Raw genomic sequence first — 23,576 nt, 5'->3', positions numbered from 1 at the left:
CACATGATTTATCCGGCAAGCAATACAAATCCGAGTACAAATACAAGCAAGGTGCCTGAATTGGATCAGGTGCTGCTTTGGTCTATATTGTTTTTGTTAAGCATTGGATTGATTATGGTTTATTCAGCTTCGATTGCCATCGCCGAAGCACAGTTTGGTGTCAATCATTCCAATCATTATCTGATTCGTCATGTGGTTTATCTGGTGTTGGGTATGTTGTTAGGGCTTGCAGCGTTTCAGGTGCCCGTTCAAATGTGGCAGAAATATGCCATTTTTCTGTTTCTCGCTGGTATTTTATTGCTGATACTGGTATTGATTCCCGGGATTGGGCGCGAAGTCAACGGCAGTCAGCGGTGGATATCATTGTACATGGTAAATCTTCAGCCTTCTGAATTCATGAAGCTCTTCATGATTATCTATGCGGCGGATTATGTGGTGCGCAAGGCGGCCGATCTGGACAATTTTTATAAAGGTTTTTTGCCGTTAATTGCCGTGACCGGTGTTGTCGGTTTTCTCTTGTTGCAACAACCGGATTTTGGCGCTGCCGTTGTGGTTACAGCATTGATGATTTGTATTCTGTTTTTAGGTGGAGTCAGCATAAAGATATTTACAACACTTTTGGGCTTAATGGCGGCGGGTATGTTTGTATTGATATATGTTGCCAACTACCGGCTGGACCGCATTATTGGTTTTATGGATCCTTGGGCTGATCCATTGGGCAAAGGCTATCAGCTCAGTCACGCGCTGATTGCTTTTGGACGCGGAGAATGGTTTGGTGTCGGACTGGGGGGCAGCGTGGAAAAATTATTTTACCTGCCCGAAGCGCACACCGATTTTCTTCTGGCTGTACTGGCTGAAGAACTTGGATTTATAGGTGTTGTGACAGTAATTACGCTTTTTGCTGTCGTCGTCATGCGCGCTTTTGCCATCGGGCGCAGGGCCGCAAAACTGGAATGTTATTTTGCGGCATTGGTTGCACAAGGTATCGGGTTGTGGATAGGCATGCAGGCACTCATCAATATGGGCGTCAATATGGGTGTTTTGCCGACCAAAGGATTGACGCTGCCATTGATGAGTTTTGGTGGCAGCAGCATCACAGCGATTTGTTTTGCGTTGGCTGTTTTGCTGAGAATTGACTGGGAAAACAGGCGGCGGTTAAAGGGGATGAGTATTTGAAGACTCGGAGTGGAAACAACATGAAGCCGAAGGACTGGAGATGACACAAACCATATTGATTATGGCCGGTGGCACCGGAGGTCATGTATTTCCAGGTCTGGCCGTGGCGGATTATCTGAAGTCGGCAGGATGGCGAGTGGTTTGGTTGGGCACCAAAACGGGTATGGAGAGCAGATTGGTTGTGCAACATGGATATGATATGGAAGCGATTGATTTTTCGGGTTTACGTGGAAAACGCGTATCAACCTGGCTGATATTGCCATTCAAATTGCTTAGAGCATTTCTGCAAAGTCTTAGAATTTTGCGCAGAGTACAGCCGGATGTAGTACTGGGTATGGGTGGATATCCGGCGTTTCCAGGGGGGATGATGGCTTCCTTGCTTAACAAACCGCTGGTTATTCATGAGCAGAATTCCATACCGGGTCTAACCAATAAAGTATTGGCAAAGTTGGCTGATAAAGTGCTTTTGGGCTTTCCGGATATTATCAAAGCGGACAAAAGCAAGGTGATTTTTTCGGGCAATCCTGTACGTATTCAAATTACGCAACTGGGTTCGCCGGAAGCACGTTTTGCGGGACGTAGTGGTCCGCTTAAAATGCTGGTGGTTGGCGGCAGCCGCGGTGCACAGGTATTGAATACGGTGGTGCCGCAGGCTTTAAAGCTCATGCCGGAAAATCACCGTCCGGTTGTGATACATCAGGCGGGAGAAAAGAATTTGGACGGGTTGCGTAAGAACTATTCGGGCTTGGGTGTTACAGCTGAGCTGACTGCATTTATCGATGATATGGCGCAATACTATGCAACCTGTGATCTGGTGTTATGCCGAGCAGGCGCTTTAACGGTATCCGAATTGGCTGCGGCGGGTGTGGCAAGCATACTGGTGCCCTATCCTTATGCGGTGGATGATCATCAGACAGCGAATGCGCGATTTTTGAGTGAGCATCAGGCGGCTGTCTTGCTGCAACAACGCGATTTAAATCCGGATAATCTGATGGAAATTTTACGAAACATGACCCGCGAGAAATTATTGGCGATGGCGATTGCGGCGAGAAAACAGGCCATGCCTGACGCAACCATGCGGGTTGCGCAGGCGTGTATTGAAGCGAGCGAAACGACAACATGAGGCATAAAGTCAAACATATCCATTTCGTAGGAATTTGTGGCTCGGGGATGAGCGGTATCGCTGAGGTAATGCTGAACCTGAAATACCGGATTAGCGGCTCGGATTTGTCTGACAATTTGGTCGCCCAGCGTTTAAGAAATTTGGGTGCTACGGTTTATACCGGTCATGCAAGTTCGCAGATTGAGGGCGCAGATGTGGTGGTTACTTCAACAGCAGTCAAGCCTGAGAATCCTGAAGTGATTGCTGCGCATGAGAAGAATGTCCCGGTTGTGCCACGTGCATTAATGCTGGCGGAGCTGCTCAGGCTGAGGCGTGGTATAGCAATCGCAGGAACGCACGGCAAGACGACGACGACTAGCCTGGTGGCCAGTATTTTGGCTGAAGCGGACATGGATCCAACATTTGTGATCGGTGGTCGATTAAAAGCTGCGGGTTGTCACGCCAAACTCGGAAGCGGCGAATTTATCGTGGTTGAAGCGGACGAATCGGATGCGTCATTTCTTTATCTGCAACCCGTTCTGGCGGTAGTGACCAATGTGGATGCGGATCATATGGAAACTTACGGCCATGATTTTAACCGGCTGAAACAGACATTCATCGAATTTATGCAACATTTGCCTTTTTATGGCATGGCGGTTTTGTGTATCGATGATGAAAATGTACGCGCACTCATGCCCGATATTACAAAACCAATCACAACCTACGGGCTTTCCGAGGAAGCTCAAGTTCGGGCGCTGGATATCGAGCATCACCACGGTCAAATGCATTTTACGGCTTTGGTTGGCGTCAATGGTTCAGCACGAAAATTGCCTATCGTTTTGAATTTGCCCGGTTTGCATAATGTGCAGAATGCTTTGGCAGCGATTGCGGTGGCAAACGAGATTGGCGCTTCAGATGCAGCAATAACCAAAGCGTTGTCGGAGTTCAAGGGTGTTGAGCGGCGTTTCCAGCATTATGGCGAAATCCATTTGTCCAATGAGCGTCGTTTTGCATTGATTGACGATTACGGCCATCATCCGGCAGAGCTTGCTGCGACGATGCATGCGGCGCGTGGCGCTTTTCCCGGTCGGCGCCTGGTTCTGGCTTTTCAGCCGCACCGCTATTCGCGGACATGCAATTTATTCGAAGATTTTATCAAAGTGCTTTCTCAGCCGGATATTTTGTTGCTGGCCGAAGTTTTTCCGGCGGGTGAAGAACCCATTGTGGCCGCTGATAGTAAATCACTGGCAAGATCGGTGCGTATACACGGGAAAGTGGAACCGATTTATGCCGGCACAGTGGAGGAGCTGGTCGCAGCGATTCTGGATGTGGTCGAAGATGATGATCTGGTTCTGGTCATGGGAGCCGGTTCTGTATCGAGAGTTGCGCCTGAAATTGTAAGAAAGCAACAAAAATTGATGATGATTATTAATGAGTGACTGAACTGGAGATAGGCTGGGGGCGTGTGTGATGAAAACGGTATTTCAAATAGACAAGTGGAATGTCAACCGTTTGACTGGTTTTTTTTCCAGTGAGCTGAGTATGCGTCTGGTTCGCGGGGAAATGCGAATAAACGAACCGATGAGCCGGCATACGTCGTGGCGTGCAGGCGGTATTGCCCGACGCTATTTCATTCCGGCCGATTTGGAAGACCTGGGGCTTTTTTTGCAACAACTGCCAGTTGACGAACCGGTATATATGGTGGGCCTGGGAAGTAATCTGCTGGTCAGAGATGGCGGTCTGCCGGGTACAGTGATTGCGGTTCATGCCCGGCTGAACGATTTGCAACTGATGCGTCAGGATAGTGAATGTGGATTGATTTATGCGGGAGCTGGCGTGGCCTGTGCCAAGGTTGCTCGATTTGCTGCGATGCATCAACTGGCCGGCGCAGAGTTTCTGGCGGGAATTCCGGGAACGGTCGGTGGCGCATTGGCGATGAATGCAGGGTGTTATGGCGCTGAAACCTGGGAGATTATCGAACAGGTTCAGGTGATAACCCGCAGTGGAAAAATATCTGTGCAATCACCCGATGATTATGAAATTGGATATCGCAGTGTGCGGCGAAAGGCAGTATCGGATAGCGATTCGGAATGGTTTGTGGGCGGATACTTCCAGTTAAAGACGGGCGATGAGGCTGTGTCCCGGCAAAAGATCAGGCAACTATTAACGCGGCGTGTGCAGAGTCAGCCATTGAACAAGCCCAGTGCAGGGTCGGTATTCAGAAATCCTCCAAGAGATCATGCCGCACGTTTAATAGAAGCATGCGGACTAAAAGGCATGCGTGTCGGTGGGGCGATGGTTTCCACGCAGCATGCGAATTTTATTGTCAATATCGCTAATGCCTCTGCAACCGATATCGAAACGTTGATAATGCTGGTGCAGGAGAAGGTTAAAAAGGAGACGGGTGTCGAATTGATGCCGGAAGTTCACATTATTGGTAAAACGGGGAGTAATGCGTAGTGAAAGGGCATGATTTCGGAAAAGTGGCGGTTCTACTCGGTGGACGTTCGGCCGAACGTGAAATTTCGCTACAGAGCGGGCAGGCTGTTCTGGAGGCATTGCGTAACTGTGGTGTGGATGCGCATCCTTTTGATCCGGGAAAAAAACCGCTTGCCGCGTTGCTGGACGAAAAGTTCGACAGGGCGCATATCGCGTTGCACGGCCGATTTGGTGAAGACGGGACGATGCAGGGCGCACTAGAGTTAATGGGTATTCCTTACACCGGCAGCGGGGTTATGGCGAGTGCGCTTGCAATGGATAAATGGCGCACAAAATTACTCTGGGAAGCAGTGGGCATCAAATCACCGCGCAGCCTGTTGTTAAATGAACAAAGCGACTTTGATGCGGTTGTGGGTACACTGGGATTGCCACTGATCGTCAAGCCGGCGCGCGAAGGATCGACAATTGGATTGAGTAAAATCCATCGGGCCCAGGATCTTGCGCAGGCCTACCATGTGGCGGCTGAACATGACGCTCTCGTGTTGGCTGAAGAATTTATTGAAGGGACAGAGTTAACTGCGGCGATACTCGGTGATACAACTTTGCCACTGGTGAGAATAGTGGTTGCGGGTGAGCTATATGACTACGAGGCCAAATATCTGTCCGACGATACCCGCTATTTCTGTCCTTGCGGTTTGCCGGAGGAACAAGAACATTTGATTCAGCAGCAGGCCTTGGCGGCATATCAAACGCTGGGATGTGAAGGGTGGGGCAGAATTGATTTGATTTTAAGTCAGGATGGCCGGTTTTATTTCCTTGAAGCCAATACATCACCGGGTATGACGAGCCACAGTCTGGTGCCGATGGCGGCCGCAACCGCTGGAATTGGTTTTGAAGATCTGGTTTTAAAAATATTGAGTTTGTCTCATGTGGGATAGTCACCGTTTTTTAAACTTTTTGTCCAATACGTTGTTTCTGATAGTGGCAACGGTGGTGTTCTATGCCCTTTCTCAATACTACGGCTTGCCGCGTTTTTTGCCCTTGAAGGAAATTCATGTTCAAGGCATGCATTCTACGCATGCTGAGTTTAAACATATTACCCGTGAGCAAATAGAACAGATTGTTAAACAGGATGTTGCTGGAAATTTTTTGTCGGTAGATCTGGCCGCGGTACGCGATGCCTTTTTAAGGATGCCTTGGGTGCGGGACGCACGAATTGAACGGGTCTGGCCGCTGGGCCTGATTGTTAAACTGGAAGAGCACCGGGCGTTTGCGCATTGGGGCAGTCATGCACTGGTTAATACCTATGGAGAAGTGTTCCGTGTTGTGCTCGAAGAAGAAATGCCTGTTTTTACTGGTCCGATGGAGGCGAACTCTCATGAAGTCGCCCAACGCTACAGACAGTTCAGTGAAGCCCTGGCACCGTTGAAGCAGTCGATTACAGCGATCAATCTGTCGTCCCGGCATGCCTGGCGTATCCATCTGGATACAGGAACCATACTTGAGTTGGGTCGACAGGATATTGAAAAACGGTTGTTACGATACGTGTCTGTATACAACCATAGCATCGCACACTTAAATCAGGATGAACCGCTTGCATATGTGGATTTGCGTTATCCCAATGGGTTCGCGGTATATATGCCTGAATCAAAAAAATCATTAAAAGGTAGGCGCGATATAAGGAAAGAAACGTGAAATCATGGAGATGTGACTAGATGAGTAAAGCTAGGGAAAGTAGAAATCTGATTGTCGGGCTTGATATTGGTACGTCAAAAATTGTGGCGATCGTTGCAGAGATTCTGCCTGAGGGTGGTTTTGAAATTATCGGGCTAGGCAGTCATCCATCCCGTGGTTTAAAAAAAGGTGTGGTTGCCAATATTGAAACAACTGTCAATGCCATTCAGCGCGCACTGGAAGAAGTTGAATTGATGGCAGACTGTAAGATCAACGAAGTTTTTACAGGTATTGCCGGCAGTCATATTAAAGGTATTAATTCCGATGGCATGGTGCCAATCAAGGATAAGGAAGTGACCGAGGCGGATGTTGAACGCGTGATGGAAGCAGCCAAAGCGGTGAATATTCCGGCAGATCAGCAGATCCTGCATATCCTGAACCAGGAATTTATTATCGATGGACAAGAAGATGTGCGTGAACCTGTCGGTATGAGTGGCATACGGCTTGAAGTAAAGGTGCATATCGTAACAGGCGCCGTTTCAGCAGCCCAGAATATTGTCAAGTGTGTGCATCGATGTGGTCTGGAGGTACGAGATCTGATTCTACAGCCACTGGCTTCGGCGATGGCGGTGTTGAGCGAAGACGAGAAAGATTTAGGCGTTTGCCTCGTAGATATTGGTGGCGGCACGACCGACATAGCAGTGTTTACCAATGGCGCAATCCGTCATACCGCAGTGATTCCAATTGCTGGCGACCAGATAACCAACGATATTGCCATGGCATTGCGTACACCGACAAAGAATGCAGAAGATTTGAAATGCCGCTATGGCTATGCACTCAGAAGTCTGGCGGATACGCGCGAAACGATAGAAGTGCCGGATGTCGGCAACAGAGGATCGCGGCAATTATCAGTGCAAACATTGGCCGAAGTGATTGAGCCGCGAGCGGAAGAGCTTTACACCATGGTTCAGGCGGAATTAAGACGCAGCGGTTATGAAGAATTGCTCTCTTCAGGCATTGTAATCACGGGCGGCAGTGCTTCTTTGCGAGGAATGGTTGAACTGGGGGAGGAAATATTTCATATGCCTGTGCGCTTGGGCGTACCCAACTATAAGGGTAATTTGCAAGAGGTTATACATACGCCACGGTATTCAACAGGAGTCGGGTTGATTATGACGGGCATTGAGCATATCAGGCATCAGCAGCATATGCGATTGCAGGGCGGTTCTGCAAAACAGATCTTTACCAGGATGAAAAACTGGTTTCAGAAGAATTTTTAGGTGAGTGGTTTTTATGGGGTTGTTTTTTCTAGGGTTCTTGTCATATTGATATAAAGGAGAGGAATTATGTTTGAAATTATGAATAACGAAACACAGGAAGCGATCATCAAAGTGATTGGTATCGGTGGCTGCGGATGTAACGCGGTGGATCATATGATTCAGAATGAAATGAAAGGTGTTGAATTCATCAGCATGAATACGGATGCGCAGGCATTAAAAAATACCAAAGCGGATATCATCTTACAGTTGGGATCGGGTATTACCAGAGGTTTGGGCGCTGGCGCCAACCCCGAGATTGGACGTGAAGCCGCATTGGAAGATCGCGATCGTATCGCAGAACTGATTCAAGGTTCCGATATGCTGTTTGTTACGGCAGGTATGGGTGGTGGAACAGGTACAGGCGCCGCGCCGGTGGTGGCGCAAGTCGCCAAGGAAATGGGTATTCTCACGGTTGCTGTTGTCAGCAAGCCATTCCAGTTTGAAGGAAAGCGCCTCAGAGCGGCACAACTGGGGATGGAAGAGTTGTCTCAGCATGTCGACTCCTTGATTGTCATCCCGAACGACAAGCTGATGATGGTTCTGGGCAACGATATCAGTATGCTGGATGCATTCAGGGCGGCAAACGATGTGCTATATGGTGCGGTTGCGGGGATTGCAGAAGTGATTAACTGCCCCGGACTGGTGAATGTCGATTTTGCAGATGTGAGGACTGTGATGTCCGAGATGGGCATGGCCATGATGGGTTCTGCGATATCAAGCGGTGTGGATCGCGCGCGGATTTCAGCAGAACAGGCGGTGGCAAGCCCGTTGCTTGAGGATATCTCGCTTGCGGGTGCACGGGGTGTGTTAGTTAATATCACCGCAAATTCATCATTAAAAATGAGAGAAGTTCATGAGGTTATGGGAACCATTAAGGAATTGACCGCAGAAGATGCAACAATCATTATCGGAACCGTCATTGATGAGAGTATGAATGAAGACCTGCGTGTAACCATGGTTGCAACCGGTCTGGGAAATGTTCATAGCCAACAAGGCAAGAAACCGCTGTCTGTCGTGCATTCAAGAACGGGAACCGATGATCGCGAAGGTCTGCTGATATCGGAAGAACCGGCTGTAATACGTACAGGCAGAAGAAACGATGCAACAGTGGCTGCTATGCGTCAATCCGGGGTGGATCCCATGGATATTCCGGCGTTTCTGAGAAGGCAGGCGGACTAGACGTATACTGAGGTTATCCAAGAAAAAGTGCGTTTCTGGAGTAATCAAACATGCAATGCTTATATGCCGGGTTTGCTTCTCTTCAGCACAAAATGCAGTGATGTTGAGTGCTCCGGAAGCAGTACTTGTTTCACGGTTGTATTTGTTGATGCGGGTCCAGTAAGGAACCCGGCATTACAATTTGTAGGTGCAATGTAATAGTAGGACATGTTATGGCAGAGCGTTAATCTGCATGCTTGATAGACACATAGAAAAGTATCTATCAAGCATGCAGATTGCGAGCAGGCTCTGGGACCTGAAGAATGCATTTTGTGATAGTAACTGTTTGTTTTTACGTTTAAATTATTGGGCAAGCAATTATGAATCAACAAAGTATTCTTATTTCGAGGGTGGTCAGCATGGTGTAGTAACTGGCATATTTTTATGCTTATAATGCTTTGATTTAGTGGTATAATTCATTGAATCGTTGAGGTGTTTGGCGATCAACTTTATTGAAAGGAGGTTGGTATGGGATTCTTCGATATGGTAAAAGGCTTTCTAGGTGGAACGAAAGATGCAGCTAACAATGTAGTTGATTCGGCTAAAGATGTAGCGGGGGATGTGGCGAATACAACTGAAGATTTTGTTGGCAATGCAAAGGAAGCTGCAGGGGATGCGACTGCAGCAGTATCCGAGATGGCAAGCAATGCCGCTAGTACGGTTCAGAACGCGGCAAGTGGTACGGTTGACAATGCTGCAAGGATGGCTGAAAGTGCTGCCGAAAAACAAAGCGAAATGGCGGATGCTGCCAGTACTGAAGATAGTAACGTTTAATAAAATAGTTAAATTACCTCCGGCTTTGCTGGAGGTAATTTAACAACTGTTCTGATTGAATTTTGTTCGATCAATCATTGACAACACCCGAGAAATTGACAGGACCTTATCGAGAATCTAATTCCTCAAGAGGGTGAGGCCAAAAGCGTTTCATGGCGAGAAAAGTAAAGGAAGCAGACCAGGTTATCATTGCCAGCCCTACCAAACCTTCGGCAGCGCTCAGCATACGTGTGGCGCCGACAGGTAGCAAATCACCGAAACCGACTGTTGTATATACGACTGAAGAATAGTATATGTAGTCTATAAAACTGTTTTCGTCGAGATTGGTAATATGTCCTAATCCAAACTGATGCTGCAAGAGCATATAGCCCAGGGCAAAAATGATAATTTCAAAGACATGTGCCGCCAACAAACCCAACATGACGACCAGCACGCCGATTCGTTTATGCACATGTATGCCGACAGAATGGCTTAGCAATCGTAACGCTTCATAATGCAACACTACGCAAAATATGACGATGGCGCTCGAAATTAATAAAGCATGTATGTGTTCAGTATATTCATTCATAATTCATGTTTTTTATCGAAGTATTTATGTTGCTGCCGGGTCAAGTTTAGCAGTTTGTAGCTGTCGAGTGATGTGCTTCTTGATACTTGCACGCTTGAATTCAAAGTGGGATTACTTGATAGAATGTGGTTTATTCTGGTTGAACAGGGTTCCCTCATTTTATTGCATCAATAATAGAGATCTTTAAATTTAATTTTCGAACAATTGTCTTAATCGTGTAACCAAACGCCGATCAATTATCGTGGATTTCGATCATTTATCATCCGGGTATTCAGAAAAATTTCTGCTCGAAGAAACCAATCGCTGTGTTTCCTGCGGCCTTTGTCTGCCGCACTGCCCGACTTATCGTTTACTGGGGTCAGAGGCGGATTCTCCGCGTGGGCGGATAGCCATTATGAATGGCGTTGTAAGCGGCCGCATTCCGCTCAATGAGAAAGCCGTAGCGCATTTGGATCGTTGTTTAACCTGTCGTGCCTGTGAGTCGGTCTGTCCAAATGAAGTGGCATACGGACAGCTTATCGATGAGGCGCGCAAAATGGTTCAATTCAATTTGCGTCAGAATAAAGCAGATGGTGAAGCGCAACAGGGGCAGCTGCCAGTTTTGAAGTTGCTGGCAGCACAGGTTGCCCGGCCGGCGCGACTGGATCGTTTGCGCTGGCTGGTTTATCTGTTTCAGAAAATCGGATTGTTGCGTTGGTTGAATTCGGTGAACTGGCTGAAGAAAAGCAGTTTCTGGAAACGATACGATGTGAATAAACTGTTAATGCAACTGCCTCCAATTGTGTTTCCTTATTCAGGCGGAGAAAACAGTTTTAGACTAACTTGGCGTGCAGTATATCCGGCTGTCGGAGCAGAAAAAGGCAAGGTCGGGTTGTTTCTGGGGTGTATTGCGCGTTTGGCCGATGCCGCCACGTTGAATGCTGGGATTTTTGTTCTGAATCGTCTTGGATATGGCGTTAGTTTGCCCGCAAGTCAGACCTGCTGCGGCGCGTTGCATCAGCATGCGGGTGATGCCGATAAGGCGGAGCAGTTGAAGCGGATAAACATGCAGGCTTTCGGAGAACCGGATTTGCTCGCGGTCATCAGTCTTGCTTCGGGTTGCGGTGTACAACTGACTGAATACAATATGGCGGGTACGCAGGATAAAACGGTCAGTACGGAGTGCGAAACGTTTCCGGAAGTCATGGATATCAGTAAATTTCTGATGACTGCAAAATGCTGGAGCGATGTGCCCATTTTGCCTTTGGATAAAAAAATAGCGATCCACGATCCTTGCAGCTTGCGCCATGTTTTGGGTGATCAGGATTATCCGTATCAATTGCTGCATTTTATTCCGGGTGCGCAGGTGGTTGTTTTGGCGGATAATGATCAATGTTGTGGCGCTGCGGGTACATATTTTATCCGGCAGCCAGAATTAGCAGACAGGTTGCTTGATGATAAAATACAAGCAATAATTCAAAGTGGTGCGCAATTGTTGGTGACCTCAAATGTGGGATGTGCAATGCATATTGCGGGGCGATTACGTGAAATCGGTATCGATATCGAAGTGTTGCATCCGGTTACATTGCTGGCGCGTCAAATGGGAATGCAGTAAAGTATTGTAGTGAACACGAGTTATTTTTACGATCCAAAAAACGACTATGATAAATTTTGACAAATTGATTATTGGTTTTGATAGCGCATTGCGAACGCTTTTCACACCGGCGCAGACGGCCAGGCCTGTTCCGGGCAGCGACCTGCCGGATCCTGATTTGACTGTTTCGGAAAAAGATTTGTCCGCTGCACTCATGCGTATCAACCATGTCGGCGAGGTTTGCGCACAGGCCCTGTATCAGGGGCAGGGCCTGACTGCGCGCAATGAAATGGTGCAGCAGAAACTCGTACAGGCAGCGCGGGAAGAGACAGAACATCTGGCATGGACCGAGCGGCGCATTGAAGAACTGGGTGGTCGAAAGAGCCTGTTGAATCCTCTGTGGTATGGCGGTTCTTTTGCAATTGGTATGCTTGCCGGATTTATGGGCGATAAATGGAACCTGGGTTTTTTGGCCGAGACCGAGAAACAGGTAGGGGATCATCTGACGGGACATTTGCAGCGTTTGCCGCAAAATGATGTGAAAAGCCGTGCCATTGTTGCTCAGATGCAGATTGATGAAGCTTGTCATGCGACCATGGCATTATCTCAAGGAGGCGCCGAACTCCCTTTACCGGTTAAATTTGCAATGAAACTTAGCTCCAAAGTAATGACTCAAACGGCATATTGGGTTTGACGGCATGGGCCGCCGGGATGGACTGCTGATCGCAGGTATCTGATGACGAAAAAATGAATTCGCCATGGAAAAAATCAATCTGACGCATCATTTCTTGATCGCTATGCCGGCAATGGAGAATTCCTTTTTTACCAAAACGGTGACTTATATCTGTGAACATAATGAGCAGGGGGCATTAGGACTGGTCATTAACCGGCCGATGGATTTGTCGCTGGGCGGTTTGTTTAAACAACTGGATATCGCTGCAGGAGAAACATTGCGTAATGAGTCAACGGTGTTGTTTGGGGGGCCGGTTCAGGTTGATTGTGGTTTTGTGTTGCATCAGCCGATTGGTCAATGGCAATCCACATTGACCATCAATCAGCAACTGGGGCTTACGACTTCGCTGGATATATTAAAAGCCATCGCGAACGCAGAAGGACCGGACCAAATTCTGGTGGCGCTGGGTTATGCGGGCTGGGCTGCCGGCCAGATTGAACATGAAATGGCTCAGAATGCGTGGTTGTCTGTGCCTGCTACCAACGATATCATATTCGACATGCCTTCCGAAGAGCGGCTGCCGGCAGCGATGGCGTTACTGGGCGTCGATTACACCCGATTGTCAAATGACGTTGGCCATGCTTGATAGGCTGTCAATCCGGTCGAAATTCTTGGTGAAATGACTGATCAATCTACACGTCAAAATGACCTGGCTTCCGCAACAAATCAAGCAAATGGTCTTGCGATTGAAGGCACGGTTCTTGCCTTTGATTTCGGTCAAAAGCGAATTGGGGTTGCCGTCGGAGATACGGTTATAGGATTGGCGCATCCGTTGACGACCATTGCAAGTGAAAAAAATGACCAGCGCTTTTCCCAGATCAGCGTGTTGATCGAAAACTGGGATCCGGTTTTTTTGGTGGTTGGGTTGCCCAGTCATGTGGATGGTTCTGAACATGAATTGACCCGTTTAAGTCAACGGTTTGCACGGCGTCTTGCCGGCCGTTTTAATTTAAAAGTACTGCTGGTGGACGAGCGTTATACCTCCAAAACCGCTGGTGCGGCGCTGCGCCAGGCGGGTGTTTCGGGTAGGAAACAGAAACAGTTCTTGGATCAAATCGCCGCACAGCATATACTTCAGTCTTTTTTCGATGAACGACATGTGCGATATCCCACTGCCTGACGCGGAAATTTTATACAAACAGCTGGTAGAACACATTAAAGCTGACAGCGAAAAACGTTTTGCACTGGTAGGCATCCATACGGGCGGCGTGTGGTTGGCCGAGCGCCTGCATCGCGAACTTTCGGCAACACAGCCCATGGCGCCGCTCGGTTTGCTCAGCGTTTCGTTTTATCGCGATGATTTTGACAAAATCGGACTGCATGCACAAGTGAAACCATCAGATATTCCTTTTGCTGTTGATGGCGCACATATTCTTTTGGTTGATGACGTACTGCAAACCGGACGAACCATTCGGGCGGCAATCAACGAGTTATTTGATTACGGTAGACCGGCTTCGATAAGCCTGGCGGCTCTGGTCGATCGCGGTGACAGAGAATTGCCCATTTACGCGCAGTTTACCGGTGCCGAGTTGCGGTTGCCCAAAGAAAAGATTCTGGTTTTTAATCGGGATAATAACGGGAGATTCAGTCTGAGCCTGAAAGATAAAAAAGTAATTGCAAACGGGAAGGAAGATTTGCCGGCATGATCAACCGGAATCCGCAGTTGGACAAAAACCGCGTGCTGCAGCATTTGCTTACAACAGAAGGGTTGCCTGCGTCGATTTTATTGCAGATCCTGGATACGGCCGAGTCATTTGTGGGCGTTACCGAACGCGATGTCAAAAAAGTGCCGTTGTTAAGAGGCAAGTCTATTTTCAACCTTTTTTTTGAGCCCAGCACCCGAACCCGGACAACCTTTGAAATAGCCGCCAAGCGCCTGTCAGCGGATGTTTTTAATTTGAATATTGCTGTTTCCGCCCAATCCAAGGGTGAAACATTGCTCGATACCGTAGACAATCTCTCCGCGATGAATGCGGATATGTTCGTGGTTCGGCATGTGCAAAGTGGCGCCGCACATTTGATCGCAAAACACGCAAAACCGGGTATTCATGTCATTAATGCCGGTGATGGCCGCCATGCACACCCAACGCAGGCGCTGCTCGATATGTTTACCATTCGCCGTTATAAAAAGGAATTTCATAATCTGAAGATTGCGATTGTCGGCGATATTCTGCATTCAAGAGTGGCGCGTTCCCAGATCCATGCGTTGACGACATTGGGTGTTCCGGAAGTCCGCGTAATCGCGCCGAAAACTTTATTGCCCAGCAAAGTGGAGCGTCTGGGTGTGCATGTTTTTCATGATATGAACGCCGGGTTACGCGATATCGACGTGTTGATGATGCTACGCTTGCAGAAAGAGCGTATGCAGGGTGCGAATTTGCCCAGTTCTGAAGAGTATTTCAAAAATTATGGGCTGACACCGGAAAAATTGAGGTTGGCGAAACCCGATGCGATTGTAATGCATCCCGGTCCGATGAATCGCGGGGTGGAGATTGATTCGATGGTCGCCGATGGCAATCAGTCGGTTATTTTGCCGCAGGTTACATACGGCATCGCGGTGCGAATGGCGGTGATGTCCATTCTGGCAGGTCATCAGGTGTAGGGGCATCGCATTCAAATGAATATTCATATCAGAAATGGCCGGTTGGTGGATCCGAAAAGCGGTATCGATGCCATTCAGGATGTCTATATTGCAAACGGTAAAATACTGGCAATTGGCAGTTTGCCCGCTGCATTTCACCCTGACCATGTTCTGGATGCAGGTGGTTTGGTGGTTTGTCCGGGTTTGATTGATTTATCGGTGCGTTTGCGCGAACCGGGCCTGGAATATAAAGCTACGCTGGAATCAGAAATGAATGCCACAATTTCCGGGGGTGTGACCAGCTTTGCCTGCCCACCGGATACAGATCCGCCGCTTGATGAGCCTGGACTTGTGGAAATGCTCAAGCATCGCGCGAGGATTCTTAATCAGGCGCATGTTTATCCTATTGGCGCGTTGACCCAAGGATTAAACGGTGAACACTTGACCGAAATGGCCGAACTGCACGATGCCGGTTGCATTGTGTTTGGTCAGCCGAACGGTTTTCTTACCGACTTGAGAGTGTTGATGCAGGCGATGCAATATGCATCGACATTTGGCTTTAGTGTATGGCTCAGTCCGCAAGACAGAAATCTGGCTTATGACGGTGTGGCGCATGACGGAGAAATGGCAATGCGGCTGGGTTTGCCCGCTATACCGGTTTGTGCGGAAACAATAGCCATTTCGAATATCATCCTGCTGGCAAAGGAAATTGACGTCCATATACATCTGTGCCGAATTTCCAGTGCTGAAGGACTTGCATTGGTACGTGCAGCGAGGCAGCAGGGCATGTCGATTACCTGTGATGTGACCATCAATCATCTTCATTTGTCGGATATGGATATCGGTTATTTTGATTCCAATTGTCACATGATGCCGCCATTGAGAAGTTTCAGTGACCGCGACGCCCTGCGTAAAGGGTTGCTGGATGGAACGATCAATGCGGTTTGCTCGGATCATGCGCCGGTTGATGAAGACGCCAAGTTGCTGCCTTTTGGCCAGTCGGAAGTCGGGGCCACCGGTGTAGAATTGCTGTTGCCGCTGACATTAAAATACGGCATGGAAATGAAACGTCCGCTTGTGGACGTTCTGGCTGCAATTACTTCTGAACCGGCAAAGGTATTGAATATTGATGCCGGGTATTTGTCGCCGGGCGGAGCCGCTGATTTGTGTGTTTTTGACCCTGACATATATTGGAAAGTATCTGCAACCACACTGTTGAGCCAGGGAAAAAATACCCCGTTTCTCGGTATGGAAGTGCCCGGGAAAGTCCGATATACCCTGGTCAATGGTCACATCGTCTACGAATCTGAACATTAACAAAAAGAGTTGTCTATTTATGAATACGCTATCGAATCCGTTACTTGATTTTTCAGGACTACCCCATTTTGATGAAATAAATACCGCGCATATCACGCCCGCAATTGAAGCGCTGCTCAACGAAAACAAGGCGATTATCGACAAAATCCGCCACGATGATCAACTGCCGACCTGGCAGTCATTTGTTCAGCCCATGGTCGATGCCAATGAACGCCTGTCGCGTGCCTGGGGACAGATCTCTCACTTGAATGCGGTCATGAATACACCCGAATTGCGCGAAATGTACAACAAAAACCTGCCCCTGATTACTCAGTTTTGTGCGGAACTGTCACAGGACCAGCAGTTATTCGAAAAATTCAAGCAATTACGGGCAAGTAACGAATTTGATATGCTCAGTCCTGCGCGTAAGAAAATTGTCGACAACGAACTTAGGGATTTCCGTCTGGGCGGCGCAGAATTGCCGCCTGAGAAGAAGCAGCGTTTTCTCAAGATTCAAGAAGCCTTGTCGGAATTGTCTTCAAAATTCAATGATAATTTACTCGATGCAACTAACGCGTTTTCATTGCTGGTCGAGAAAACTGACGAAGTTTCAGGTATTCCTGAAGATGTGTTGCACTCAGCCAGACAATTGGCCGAGAAAGAATCCAGGAATGGCTGGAAATTTACCCTCCATATGCCATCTTATCTGCCCATACAGCAATACGCCGATAATCGCGCGTTACGTGAAAAGATGTATCATGCGTATTATACGCGTGCCAGTGAATTCAATATGTCCGATGATCAATCTGGAGAAAAGCGTTGGGATAATATGCCATTGATCAATGACATTCTTGCGTTGCGTGAGGAAGAGGCAAAACTGCTGGGTTATCAAAATTACGCGGAAGTTTCACTGGCGACCAAAATGGCGTCATCGCCGAGCCAGGTGCTGGATTTTCTCAGAGAACTGGCGGCAAAGGCCAAACCATACGCTGAAAGGGATTTGCAGGAATTGCAACAATTTGCGGCAAAGGAATTGAATCTGCCAAAGCTCGAGGCTTGGGATATTGCGTATGCCAGCGAGAAATTGCGGCAGGCGCGTTATGCCTTTTCCGATCAGGAAGTCAAACAGTATTTCCCGGAAGATAAGGTTTTGCCGGGCATGTTTAAACTGGTTGAAAAACTCTATGGTATCTCCATTGTTCCGGCAGATTCGATTGAGCTTGAGCATAAAATTCAATACTGGCACCCGGACGTCAAACTGTTCGATATTTTTGATGTTGCTGGCGTATTGATCGGACGGTTTTATGTTGATTTATACGCGCGTGCGAGCAAACGCGGCGGAGCATGGATGGACGGCGCCATTGCCCGTCGTCGCGTGGAATGTGCACAACACGGCAGTACAATACAACTACCGGTAGCCTATCTGACCTGTAATTTTTCTCCGCCCGTATCTATTGATGGCCAGCACAGGCCGGCGTTGTTTACCCACAATGAAGTGATTGTGCTGTTTCATGAGTTCGGGCACGGCTTGCATCACCTGCTGACCCAGGTTGACGATTTGAATGTGTCGGGTATCGGCGGTGTGGAATGGGACGCAGTGGAGTTGCCCAGTCAGTTTATGGAAAATTTCTGTTGGGAATGGGATGTGCTTGCTGAAATGTCACGGCATGTCAACACCGGCGAATCCTTACCGAAAGAATTATTCGATAAAATGCTTGCGGCCAAGAATTTCCAGAGCGGCATGCAAATGGTGCGGCAGATTGAATTTGCCTTGTTCGATATGCATCTGCACTATGATTTTGATCCGCATGGCGATAAAACCGTTCTGCAGTTGCTCGACGATGTGCGCAAGGAAGTTGCCGTCATTACCCCGCCCGCCTATAATCGTTTTCCCAACAGTTTTGCGCATATCTTTGGTGGTGGTTATGCGGCGGGCTATTACAGCTATAAGTGGGCGGAAGTGTTATCGGCAGACGCCTACGGCCTGTTTGAAGAAAACGCTGAAAAAAGCAATTCCGGTGTGGTGGATAACGGCACCGGCTCACGTTTCAGGCAGGAAATTCTCGCTACGGGCGGCAGCCGTCCGGCAATGGAATCATTTGTCGCATTTCGTGGGCGTGAACCACAAATGGAAGCCTTGTTGCGGCATAATGGGATGGCCATCTAAGCGAGGAGTGGTTGTACTGATTGCAGGTTAGGGTTTCGAAATAGGCGTCTGGGTATTATTTAATGCGCAAGCCCGGTCGCTTTTTTTGCTGTGTCCGCGCTTTCCGGTTTTCGTGACTAGATTACTATGGTGCAAAATTCCGTATTAACGCCAAGCCGCCAAATAATGCGCCGATTGAAAGTACAACAGAAGCCATTGCGTATAATCCTGCAGTCAATAATTCTCCACGTTCGTAAAGCGAGACAATATCCAGAGAAAATGTGGAAAAAGTGGTGAATCCGCCTAGAAAACCGGTCACCAGGAACAATCGCCAGGTTTCTGAGGGATGCCACATATGCGCGAACACGGCGATTAACGCACCCATTAAAAATGATCCGGCGATATTGACGATCAATGTTCCCCACGGAAAACCATGTCCGAACAGATGTAATGCAGCCAGACTGACGCCGTAACGCGAGATCGCACCCAGCGCGCCGCCTATGCCGATTGCTGCAAGCGTGTTCAGCATATTGCGCGCCAGTTGTTTTTGTGACTTTTTTGATTTTGAAGCATCTGTGTTGTGAGCCGGTCAATTTGTTTAACAACCGAGCAAGGCCCAAAGTATCTCCTTTCGCCTATCCCTTGAGGCATTGCCTTGATTCAATTTATCAGTTTGATTGCGACATGTGCTCGTAAATCAATTGGATTCGGAATAAGGATTTTCCCTAAGTATTTGTACGTATTTTTTTACTCAACGCGTTGCGATAACCTTCTCATAAATCAGGCGACTTAAATAATAGTGGCAAAAGACCATCAGTACAAGGTTGCTGGTTTTGGTTTTGTTCAATTTATCAATTCGCATAGTGTATTAGGAGGAAAAAATGAAGAGATTATTGTGGGTTTTTTTGTTCTGCTTTGTGATTTCATCGGCAAATCAAGCCATCGCTACCATCTCCATCAATCTTGACCCTCATCCGTCAAAGATACATACGCCAGAGAATATATTTGTAGATATCAATGTGTCTGGACTCCAGTCGAATGGCATCAATGCATTGCTTGGCGCCTGGGAGATGGACTTTGTTTTTGATCCGGGCATTTTTCAGCTTCTTCCAGTATCACCTGCGGGATTAGGTTCGTCGCTGGGCAATTTGGCTTTGGGTGAAGCGATCAGTCTCGTTCAACCGGTAACCACGCCAGGTGTTTTTCATGTCGGTGTGCTCTCCTTACTGGAAGCTGATGCAATTACATGTGTCTTTTGTGTCGATCCTTTGCTAGAAGATTTGCAAGGCGATAGTTTTACCTTGGCGACAATCGGTCTTTTTGCGCCATCAACAGGTGGTGTTGCATCAATTCACTCAATTTTCAGGACAGATAATATCATTCTTGGTGATGCATTCGGTGGCGCGCTTACACCGGTTGCGCACCCATCCATGTCCATTGATGTAGTGCCGATACCGGCAACCATTGCGCTGATTGGAATTGGGTTGCTCGGTTGGCTCGCTGTGCGACGTTCACGCGAATTATCGTTTTCCTCGATGCTCGAGAGCAGTTAATTTATTAATTTTTTAGGTTTTATTGAGATGATCAGTGTCGATAAATCAGAAACTAACGTCCGGTTTTCGTAGGCGCGCTAATTGTTCAGTGTTTTCCTGGCGAATCTTACGGTTCATGCAAGCTTCTTTTGTTGCGAGCCTTAATGGCGGGAATTTAAAGTCACTGAAATTGATTTGGCCAACAGATTGTTTTATAGAAAGAATAATCAAACAGGAGAGTTTTGCAATGTTAATCAAATACAGTTTTATCAAAGATAGAAAAATATGCAATTTTTTTCACGCATTACAAGTTGTATTGATAGCATTTTTGTTAACATGCGTTGCATGGATACCGTTGGCGCGAGCCGATTGTGATCGCACGACCATTATGCCTGTTGGGGATTCTTTGACGCTGGGTTTTAGAGCAATCCCAGGGTATAGAGGAGATGACGAAGGTCTTCGCGGCCTGCTCGCAGATAGCGGATTATTTATCGATTATGTCGGATCAAGCAGTGAGGACGCTTCTGATCCATGTAATGATCTGGCGCATGAGAGCGGTGTGGGGCGAACAATTACAGCGATTGATAATCTAAGAATTCCTTCAGGCTCGGATATTACTCCTTGGAAGATATATACACCGGATATTGCGCTTTTGATGGCCGGAACAAATGATTTCTTGCAGGGTTATAATTACTGCAGTGCAAATCCTGAGACAAAGTTTGAGGAGTTCGCCGACAGGCTACTGAAAATCGAAGCCGGGTTGAAAACCGGATTGATTGAAAATATTTTAAGGGAATCTCCTGCAACGCAATTATTCGTTTCTTCAATTCCGCCGATTAGCGTCGTGGTCAATTTTTTTAAAGCCTGTCAGCCACCCGTTAGCGAACCTGATCCCCAGGCATGGTTGGCAATCAGGCAGGATAACCTAAATTTAGAAATAGATAATTTTAATCAGGCTGTTCAGCAAAGGATAACGGATTACGGATTGACTAATCTGCGCTTTGTCGATGTCGGCTCAACATTAAGCCTTGGTGACTATACTGATGGCGTACATCCAATAGATCTGGATACCTATCAGAAAATGGCGCCAGCATGGTTCTCCGGAATCAAACGCCATATTCAACAAAGAATTGATGTTGTGGGCGACAGGGATAATTTCCACGGTGGAGATTCGGCCGACATGCCGGACAGATCGGCTTTTGTGATGAGTGTTCTGGACTATATTGCGACCGACCCTGGTCAGAATCCCGCAGCCGACCTGGATACTGCCGGCCCCGGTGGTTTCGACACAAATCGCCCGGTTGGGTTTACGCACACCTTCTCACTTCCAGCAGGTGCGCGAATTACCGCAGCGACTCTTGAGCTTCGGGCCAAAGGTTCAGCCGAGAACTATAATGACAGCATTATTTATGATCAATCGGTTCTTGATCCACTCAACGAATGTACTGCGCCTTGTACGCGAAAACAATACTCGCCGCTGATCGTCTTAAAAGATCTTTTGGGTCGTGAGCCTGCGCAGCAAGAAGTTTTAGATCTTAAGATTAATCTTGCCAAAGTGCCGGTGCGTATTCACACCCAATTGACGCCAGGAGATCATTGGCCAGGAGGGGCTGATGAGCACCGGAATCTTCTTGGGATGCTGAGCGATGGCGAATTAAACTTGATCATCGGCGATGACACCATGGTGGATTACTCTCAGTTAATTATCACTTATATTCTTCCAGGTGCACCACGAGGCGAACTCAATGGGGATGGCGTAGTTGATATCAATGATCTCTATATTCTCCGGAATGCCCTGAATACAAACGCTTATAGCGATCTGGACCCGAGGGATCTGGACGGTGACGGACGAATCACGGTGCTGGATATGCGCAAGCTGGTTCTTGAGTGCGATCATCCCCGCTGTGCCGAGAATTAAGAATCGATCTGCTTTATTATTTTGGAATGACAGCCTGAGAACAACTCGAAAAATGTTTTCATTGTCGAGGGTGTGGTTTGCGCCCTCGACAGCGGGCTGCGTTTACTTAGTCGGCCCTTAAAATATCCTCAAGTGCATGATATTAATAGCGATTATCAGGGTTTTTGCTGTTGTCAACAAATAGAATTGTCCGGTTTTATAGCAAATAAACTGTCCGCTTTGCAATTAAACGCAGTGAACTCCTCTCGATGTTCATTGCGAAGCTGTGGCGGCGGATTTACGCAACAGCTTTTCATCATGTTTTATTTCCTGGCCTGCTTTATCGTACTGGGCAATTTTCCGCGGCCCATGCAAGATCGCTAACTTGCCGTCGGGATAGCGCAGTACTGTCACCTTGGCCTTCACGTAATGACACCGATGTTGATTGGCAGGAATTTGCAGCTTCAAGTTGTTGAAGCTGACGCAATTGTCATGACCCACGACACGCTCATGACGCTCGCACAGGAAATCCTCAATTTCTCCACCGATCCAGGGTACAAATGCTGATCCATCTACCGCAGCAGGCTGCTTGAATTCATCGTTAAAAGCAGGCATATAGACTTCCTGCAGATAACGGTTTGCCGTTTCCATGTCGGCGATGCCTGCCAGCGCCAGTTCCTTGGGTAAACGTTCTTGATGGGTGCGGAACATGCGCTCACTGCGTCCACGCGCCTGTGGCGAGTAGGCCGCGATCATTTCAATTCCGAGCCGCTTCATGGCTTGTCCAAACTGCGTAAGATTATGTTTGTCTACTTTGCCACCAGCCTCTGGTGTATGCCAGTAGTGACTGCCTCGGTCTGAATAAAAGGAACAGAACAATCCTTGCTTCTCTATCACCGCCTGAACGCCTCTGAAGCTGCTGGCAGTGCCTTCTTCCTGAACAAAAAACATCGAGTAATGTTCACTGGTTGCATCGTCCATAGTGACGATTAAATCCCATTTCTGATTGGCTACCCATTCATGGGTGCTGCCATCCTGATGAATCATCATTCCGGTCAGTGGTGAGCGTTCACGACGTTTTCGATGCGCGCCACGCTTTGATGTACGTTTGATCAACCCAGCTTCTTGTAACCGGCTCTTAACCCACGTATAACTGCGTGTGCCACCGTCCTTGCAATACCATGCATGAAAATGCCTGGCATTCCAGCCAGAATAACGGTTGCGATACTGTTCCGTTAAACGCATCACTTCATCCACTGGCGCACAGCGGTGCGATGCCTGGGTCAGCCGCTTGTCCAATAACGCATCCAGACCACCTTCGTCGTATTTGTTCATGTAGCGCCGAAATGTGCGATCACATACACCAAGCAGCTTTGCTGCTTCGTCTTGCGTGATACTCCCACTTTTATAATTCCCATAGGCTTCCTCAAATCTCATCTTCCGTGTCTCCTGTAGCCATTCTGTCCGTTTCATCCTTGTCCCTCCTGGGACTAAGATAATCCGGACAAATCATTTGCTACATACCCGGACAGTTTATTTGTTCTCTAC

Annotated in this window: 22 protein-coding genes; 19 read left to right on the top strand and 3 right to left on the bottom strand. The window is 47.8% G+C overall.

From position 1 onward, the window contains the following. Positions 1-3: 3 nt before the first annotated feature. The 9 genes from ftsW to MRK00_03270 all read left to right on the top strand — a co-directional run bounded on the left by ftsW (position 4) and on the right by MRK00_03270 (position 9,702). Positions 4-1,176: a putative lipid II flippase FtsW gene (gene ftsW / locus MRK00_03310; GenBank protein ID MDR4516406.1), complete on the top strand. Its 1,173-nt coding sequence runs from the start codon at positions 4-6 to the stop codon at positions 1,174-1,176. A gap of 40 nt (positions 1,177-1,216) precedes the next feature. Beyond that, complete coding sequence (gene murG / locus MRK00_03305) at positions 1,217-2,299, top strand: undecaprenyldiphospho-muramoylpentapeptide beta-N-acetylglucosaminyltransferase (protein ID MDR4516405.1); 1,083 nt, start codon at positions 1,217-1,219, stop codon at positions 2,297-2,299. Continuing rightward, positions 2,296-3,717, top strand: coding sequence for a UDP-N-acetylmuramate--L-alanine ligase (murC, locus tag MRK00_03300; GenBank protein ID MDR4516404.1), 1,422 nt, complete (start codon positions 2,296-2,298; stop codon positions 3,715-3,717). The genes murG and murC overlap by 4 nt, the downstream gene beginning before the upstream one ends. Positions 3,718-3,820: 103 nt before the next feature. Then, on the top strand, positions 3,821-4,738 hold the full coding sequence (gene murB, locus MRK00_03295) for a UDP-N-acetylmuramate dehydrogenase (GenBank protein MDR4516403.1): 918 nt from the start codon (positions 3,821-3,823) through the stop codon (positions 4,736-4,738). Then, positions 4,738-5,655 carry a D-alanine--D-alanine ligase gene (locus MRK00_03290; protein MDR4516402.1) on the top strand — a complete coding sequence of 306 codons (918 nt, stop codon included), beginning with the start codon at positions 4,738-4,740 and terminating at the stop codon, positions 5,653-5,655. Before murB ends, MRK00_03290 begins: the two co-directional genes overlap by 1 nt. Beyond that, entirely contained in the window at positions 5,645-6,412 is a 768-nt protein-coding gene (locus MRK00_03285) for a cell division protein FtsQ/DivIB (protein MDR4516401.1), read from the top strand. Before MRK00_03290 ends, MRK00_03285 begins: the two co-directional genes overlap by 11 nt. 20 nt (positions 6,413-6,432) lie before the next feature. Continuing rightward, a complete protein-coding gene (ftsA, locus tag MRK00_03280) occupies positions 6,433-7,671 on the top strand; it encodes a cell division protein FtsA (GenBank protein MDR4516400.1) in 1,239 nt (412 codons plus the stop codon). 66 nt (positions 7,672-7,737) lie between these two features. Then, a complete protein-coding gene (gene ftsZ / locus MRK00_03275; GenBank protein ID MDR4516399.1) occupies positions 7,738-8,889 on the top strand; it encodes a cell division protein FtsZ in 1,152 nt (383 codons plus the stop codon). Positions 8,890-9,396: 507 nt separating this feature from the next. Further along, positions 9,397-9,702 (top strand): hypothetical protein, encoded by a 306-nt coding sequence (locus MRK00_03270; GenBank protein MDR4516398.1) that lies wholly within the window; start codon positions 9,397-9,399, stop codon positions 9,700-9,702. A gap of 106 nt (positions 9,703-9,808) precedes the next feature. Here MRK00_03270 and MRK00_03265 read toward each other — a convergent pair whose 3' ends face one another. Then, positions 9,809-10,270, bottom strand: coding sequence for a potassium channel family protein (locus MRK00_03265; GenBank protein MDR4516397.1), 462 nt, complete (start codon positions 10,268-10,270; stop codon positions 9,809-9,811). A gap of 241 nt (positions 10,271-10,511) precedes the next feature. Between MRK00_03265 and MRK00_03260 the strand changes: the two genes are divergently transcribed. The 8 genes from MRK00_03260 to MRK00_03225 all read left to right on the top strand — a co-directional run bounded on the left by MRK00_03260 (position 10,512) and on the right by MRK00_03225 (position 18,620). Next, positions 10,512-11,864: a (Fe-S)-binding protein gene (locus tag MRK00_03260; protein MDR4516396.1), complete on the top strand. Its 1,353-nt coding sequence runs from the start codon at positions 10,512-10,514 to the stop codon at positions 11,862-11,864. Between the two features lie 46 nt (positions 11,865-11,910). Beyond that, positions 11,911-12,537 (top strand): 2-polyprenyl-3-methyl-6-methoxy-1,4-benzoquinone monooxygenase, encoded by a 627-nt coding sequence (coq7, locus tag MRK00_03255; GenBank protein MDR4516395.1) that lies wholly within the window; start codon positions 11,911-11,913, stop codon positions 12,535-12,537. Positions 12,538-12,601: 64 nt separating this feature from the next. Continuing rightward, positions 12,602-13,162 carry a YqgE/AlgH family protein gene (locus MRK00_03250; protein ID MDR4516394.1) on the top strand — a complete coding sequence of 187 codons (561 nt, stop codon included), beginning with the start codon at positions 12,602-12,604 and terminating at the stop codon, positions 13,160-13,162. A 33-nt stretch (positions 13,163-13,195) separates the two neighbouring features. Then, positions 13,196-13,696, top strand: a complete 501-nt coding sequence (gene ruvX / locus MRK00_03245; protein ID MDR4516393.1) for a Holliday junction resolvase RuvX — start codon at positions 13,196-13,198, stop codon at positions 13,694-13,696. Next, positions 13,683-14,222: a bifunctional pyr operon transcriptional regulator/uracil phosphoribosyltransferase PyrR gene (pyrR, locus tag MRK00_03240; protein MDR4516392.1), complete on the top strand. Its 540-nt coding sequence runs from the start codon at positions 13,683-13,685 to the stop codon at positions 14,220-14,222. The genes ruvX and pyrR overlap by 14 nt, the downstream gene beginning before the upstream one ends. Then, positions 14,219-15,178: an aspartate carbamoyltransferase catalytic subunit gene (locus MRK00_03235; GenBank protein MDR4516391.1), complete on the top strand. Its 960-nt coding sequence runs from the start codon at positions 14,219-14,221 to the stop codon at positions 15,176-15,178. Before pyrR ends, MRK00_03235 begins: the two co-directional genes overlap by 4 nt. Positions 15,179-15,193: 15 nt before the next feature. Next, positions 15,194-16,474, top strand: a complete 1,281-nt coding sequence (locus MRK00_03230; GenBank protein ID MDR4516390.1) for a dihydroorotase — start codon at positions 15,194-15,196, stop codon at positions 16,472-16,474. 19 nt (positions 16,475-16,493) lie between these two features. Further along, positions 16,494-18,620, top strand: coding sequence for a M3 family metallopeptidase (locus MRK00_03225; protein MDR4516389.1), 2,127 nt, complete (start codon positions 16,494-16,496; stop codon positions 18,618-18,620). A 124-nt stretch (positions 18,621-18,744) separates the two neighbouring features. Here the strand turns inward: MRK00_03225 and crcB are convergent, their stop codons facing one another. After that, positions 18,745-19,128 (bottom strand): fluoride efflux transporter CrcB, encoded by a 384-nt coding sequence (gene crcB, locus MRK00_03220; GenBank protein MDR4516388.1) that lies wholly within the window; start codon positions 19,126-19,128, stop codon positions 18,745-18,747. A 352-nt stretch (positions 19,129-19,480) separates the two neighbouring features. On the opposite strand from crcB, the gene MRK00_03215 reads away from it, so the two are divergent. After that, positions 19,481-20,152 (top strand): PEP-CTERM sorting domain-containing protein, encoded by a 672-nt coding sequence (locus tag MRK00_03215; GenBank protein ID MDR4516387.1) that lies wholly within the window; start codon positions 19,481-19,483, stop codon positions 20,150-20,152. A 226-nt stretch (positions 20,153-20,378) separates the two neighbouring features. Continuing rightward, positions 20,379-22,049: a dockerin type I domain-containing protein gene (locus tag MRK00_03210; GenBank protein MDR4516386.1), complete on the top strand. Its 1,671-nt coding sequence runs from the start codon at positions 20,379-20,381 to the stop codon at positions 22,047-22,049. Between the two features lie 252 nt (positions 22,050-22,301). Here the strand turns inward: MRK00_03210 and MRK00_03205 are convergent, their stop codons facing one another. Beyond that, the gene (locus tag MRK00_03205; GenBank protein ID MDR4516385.1) at positions 22,302-23,501 is read right to left on the bottom strand and encodes an ISNCY family transposase; all 1,200 of its coding nucleotides are present in this window, start codon (positions 23,499-23,501) and stop codon (positions 22,302-22,304) included. Positions 23,502-23,576 lie beyond the last annotated feature (75 nt).

The sequence above is a fragment of the Nitrosomonas sp. genome (assembly GCA_031316255.1).
Lineage (GTDB): Bacteria > Pseudomonadota > Gammaproteobacteria > Burkholderiales > Nitrosomonadaceae > Nitrosomonas.
The sequence above is the reverse complement of the archived record's forward strand: the minus strand, read 5'-3'. Positions and strand labels throughout refer to the sequence as shown.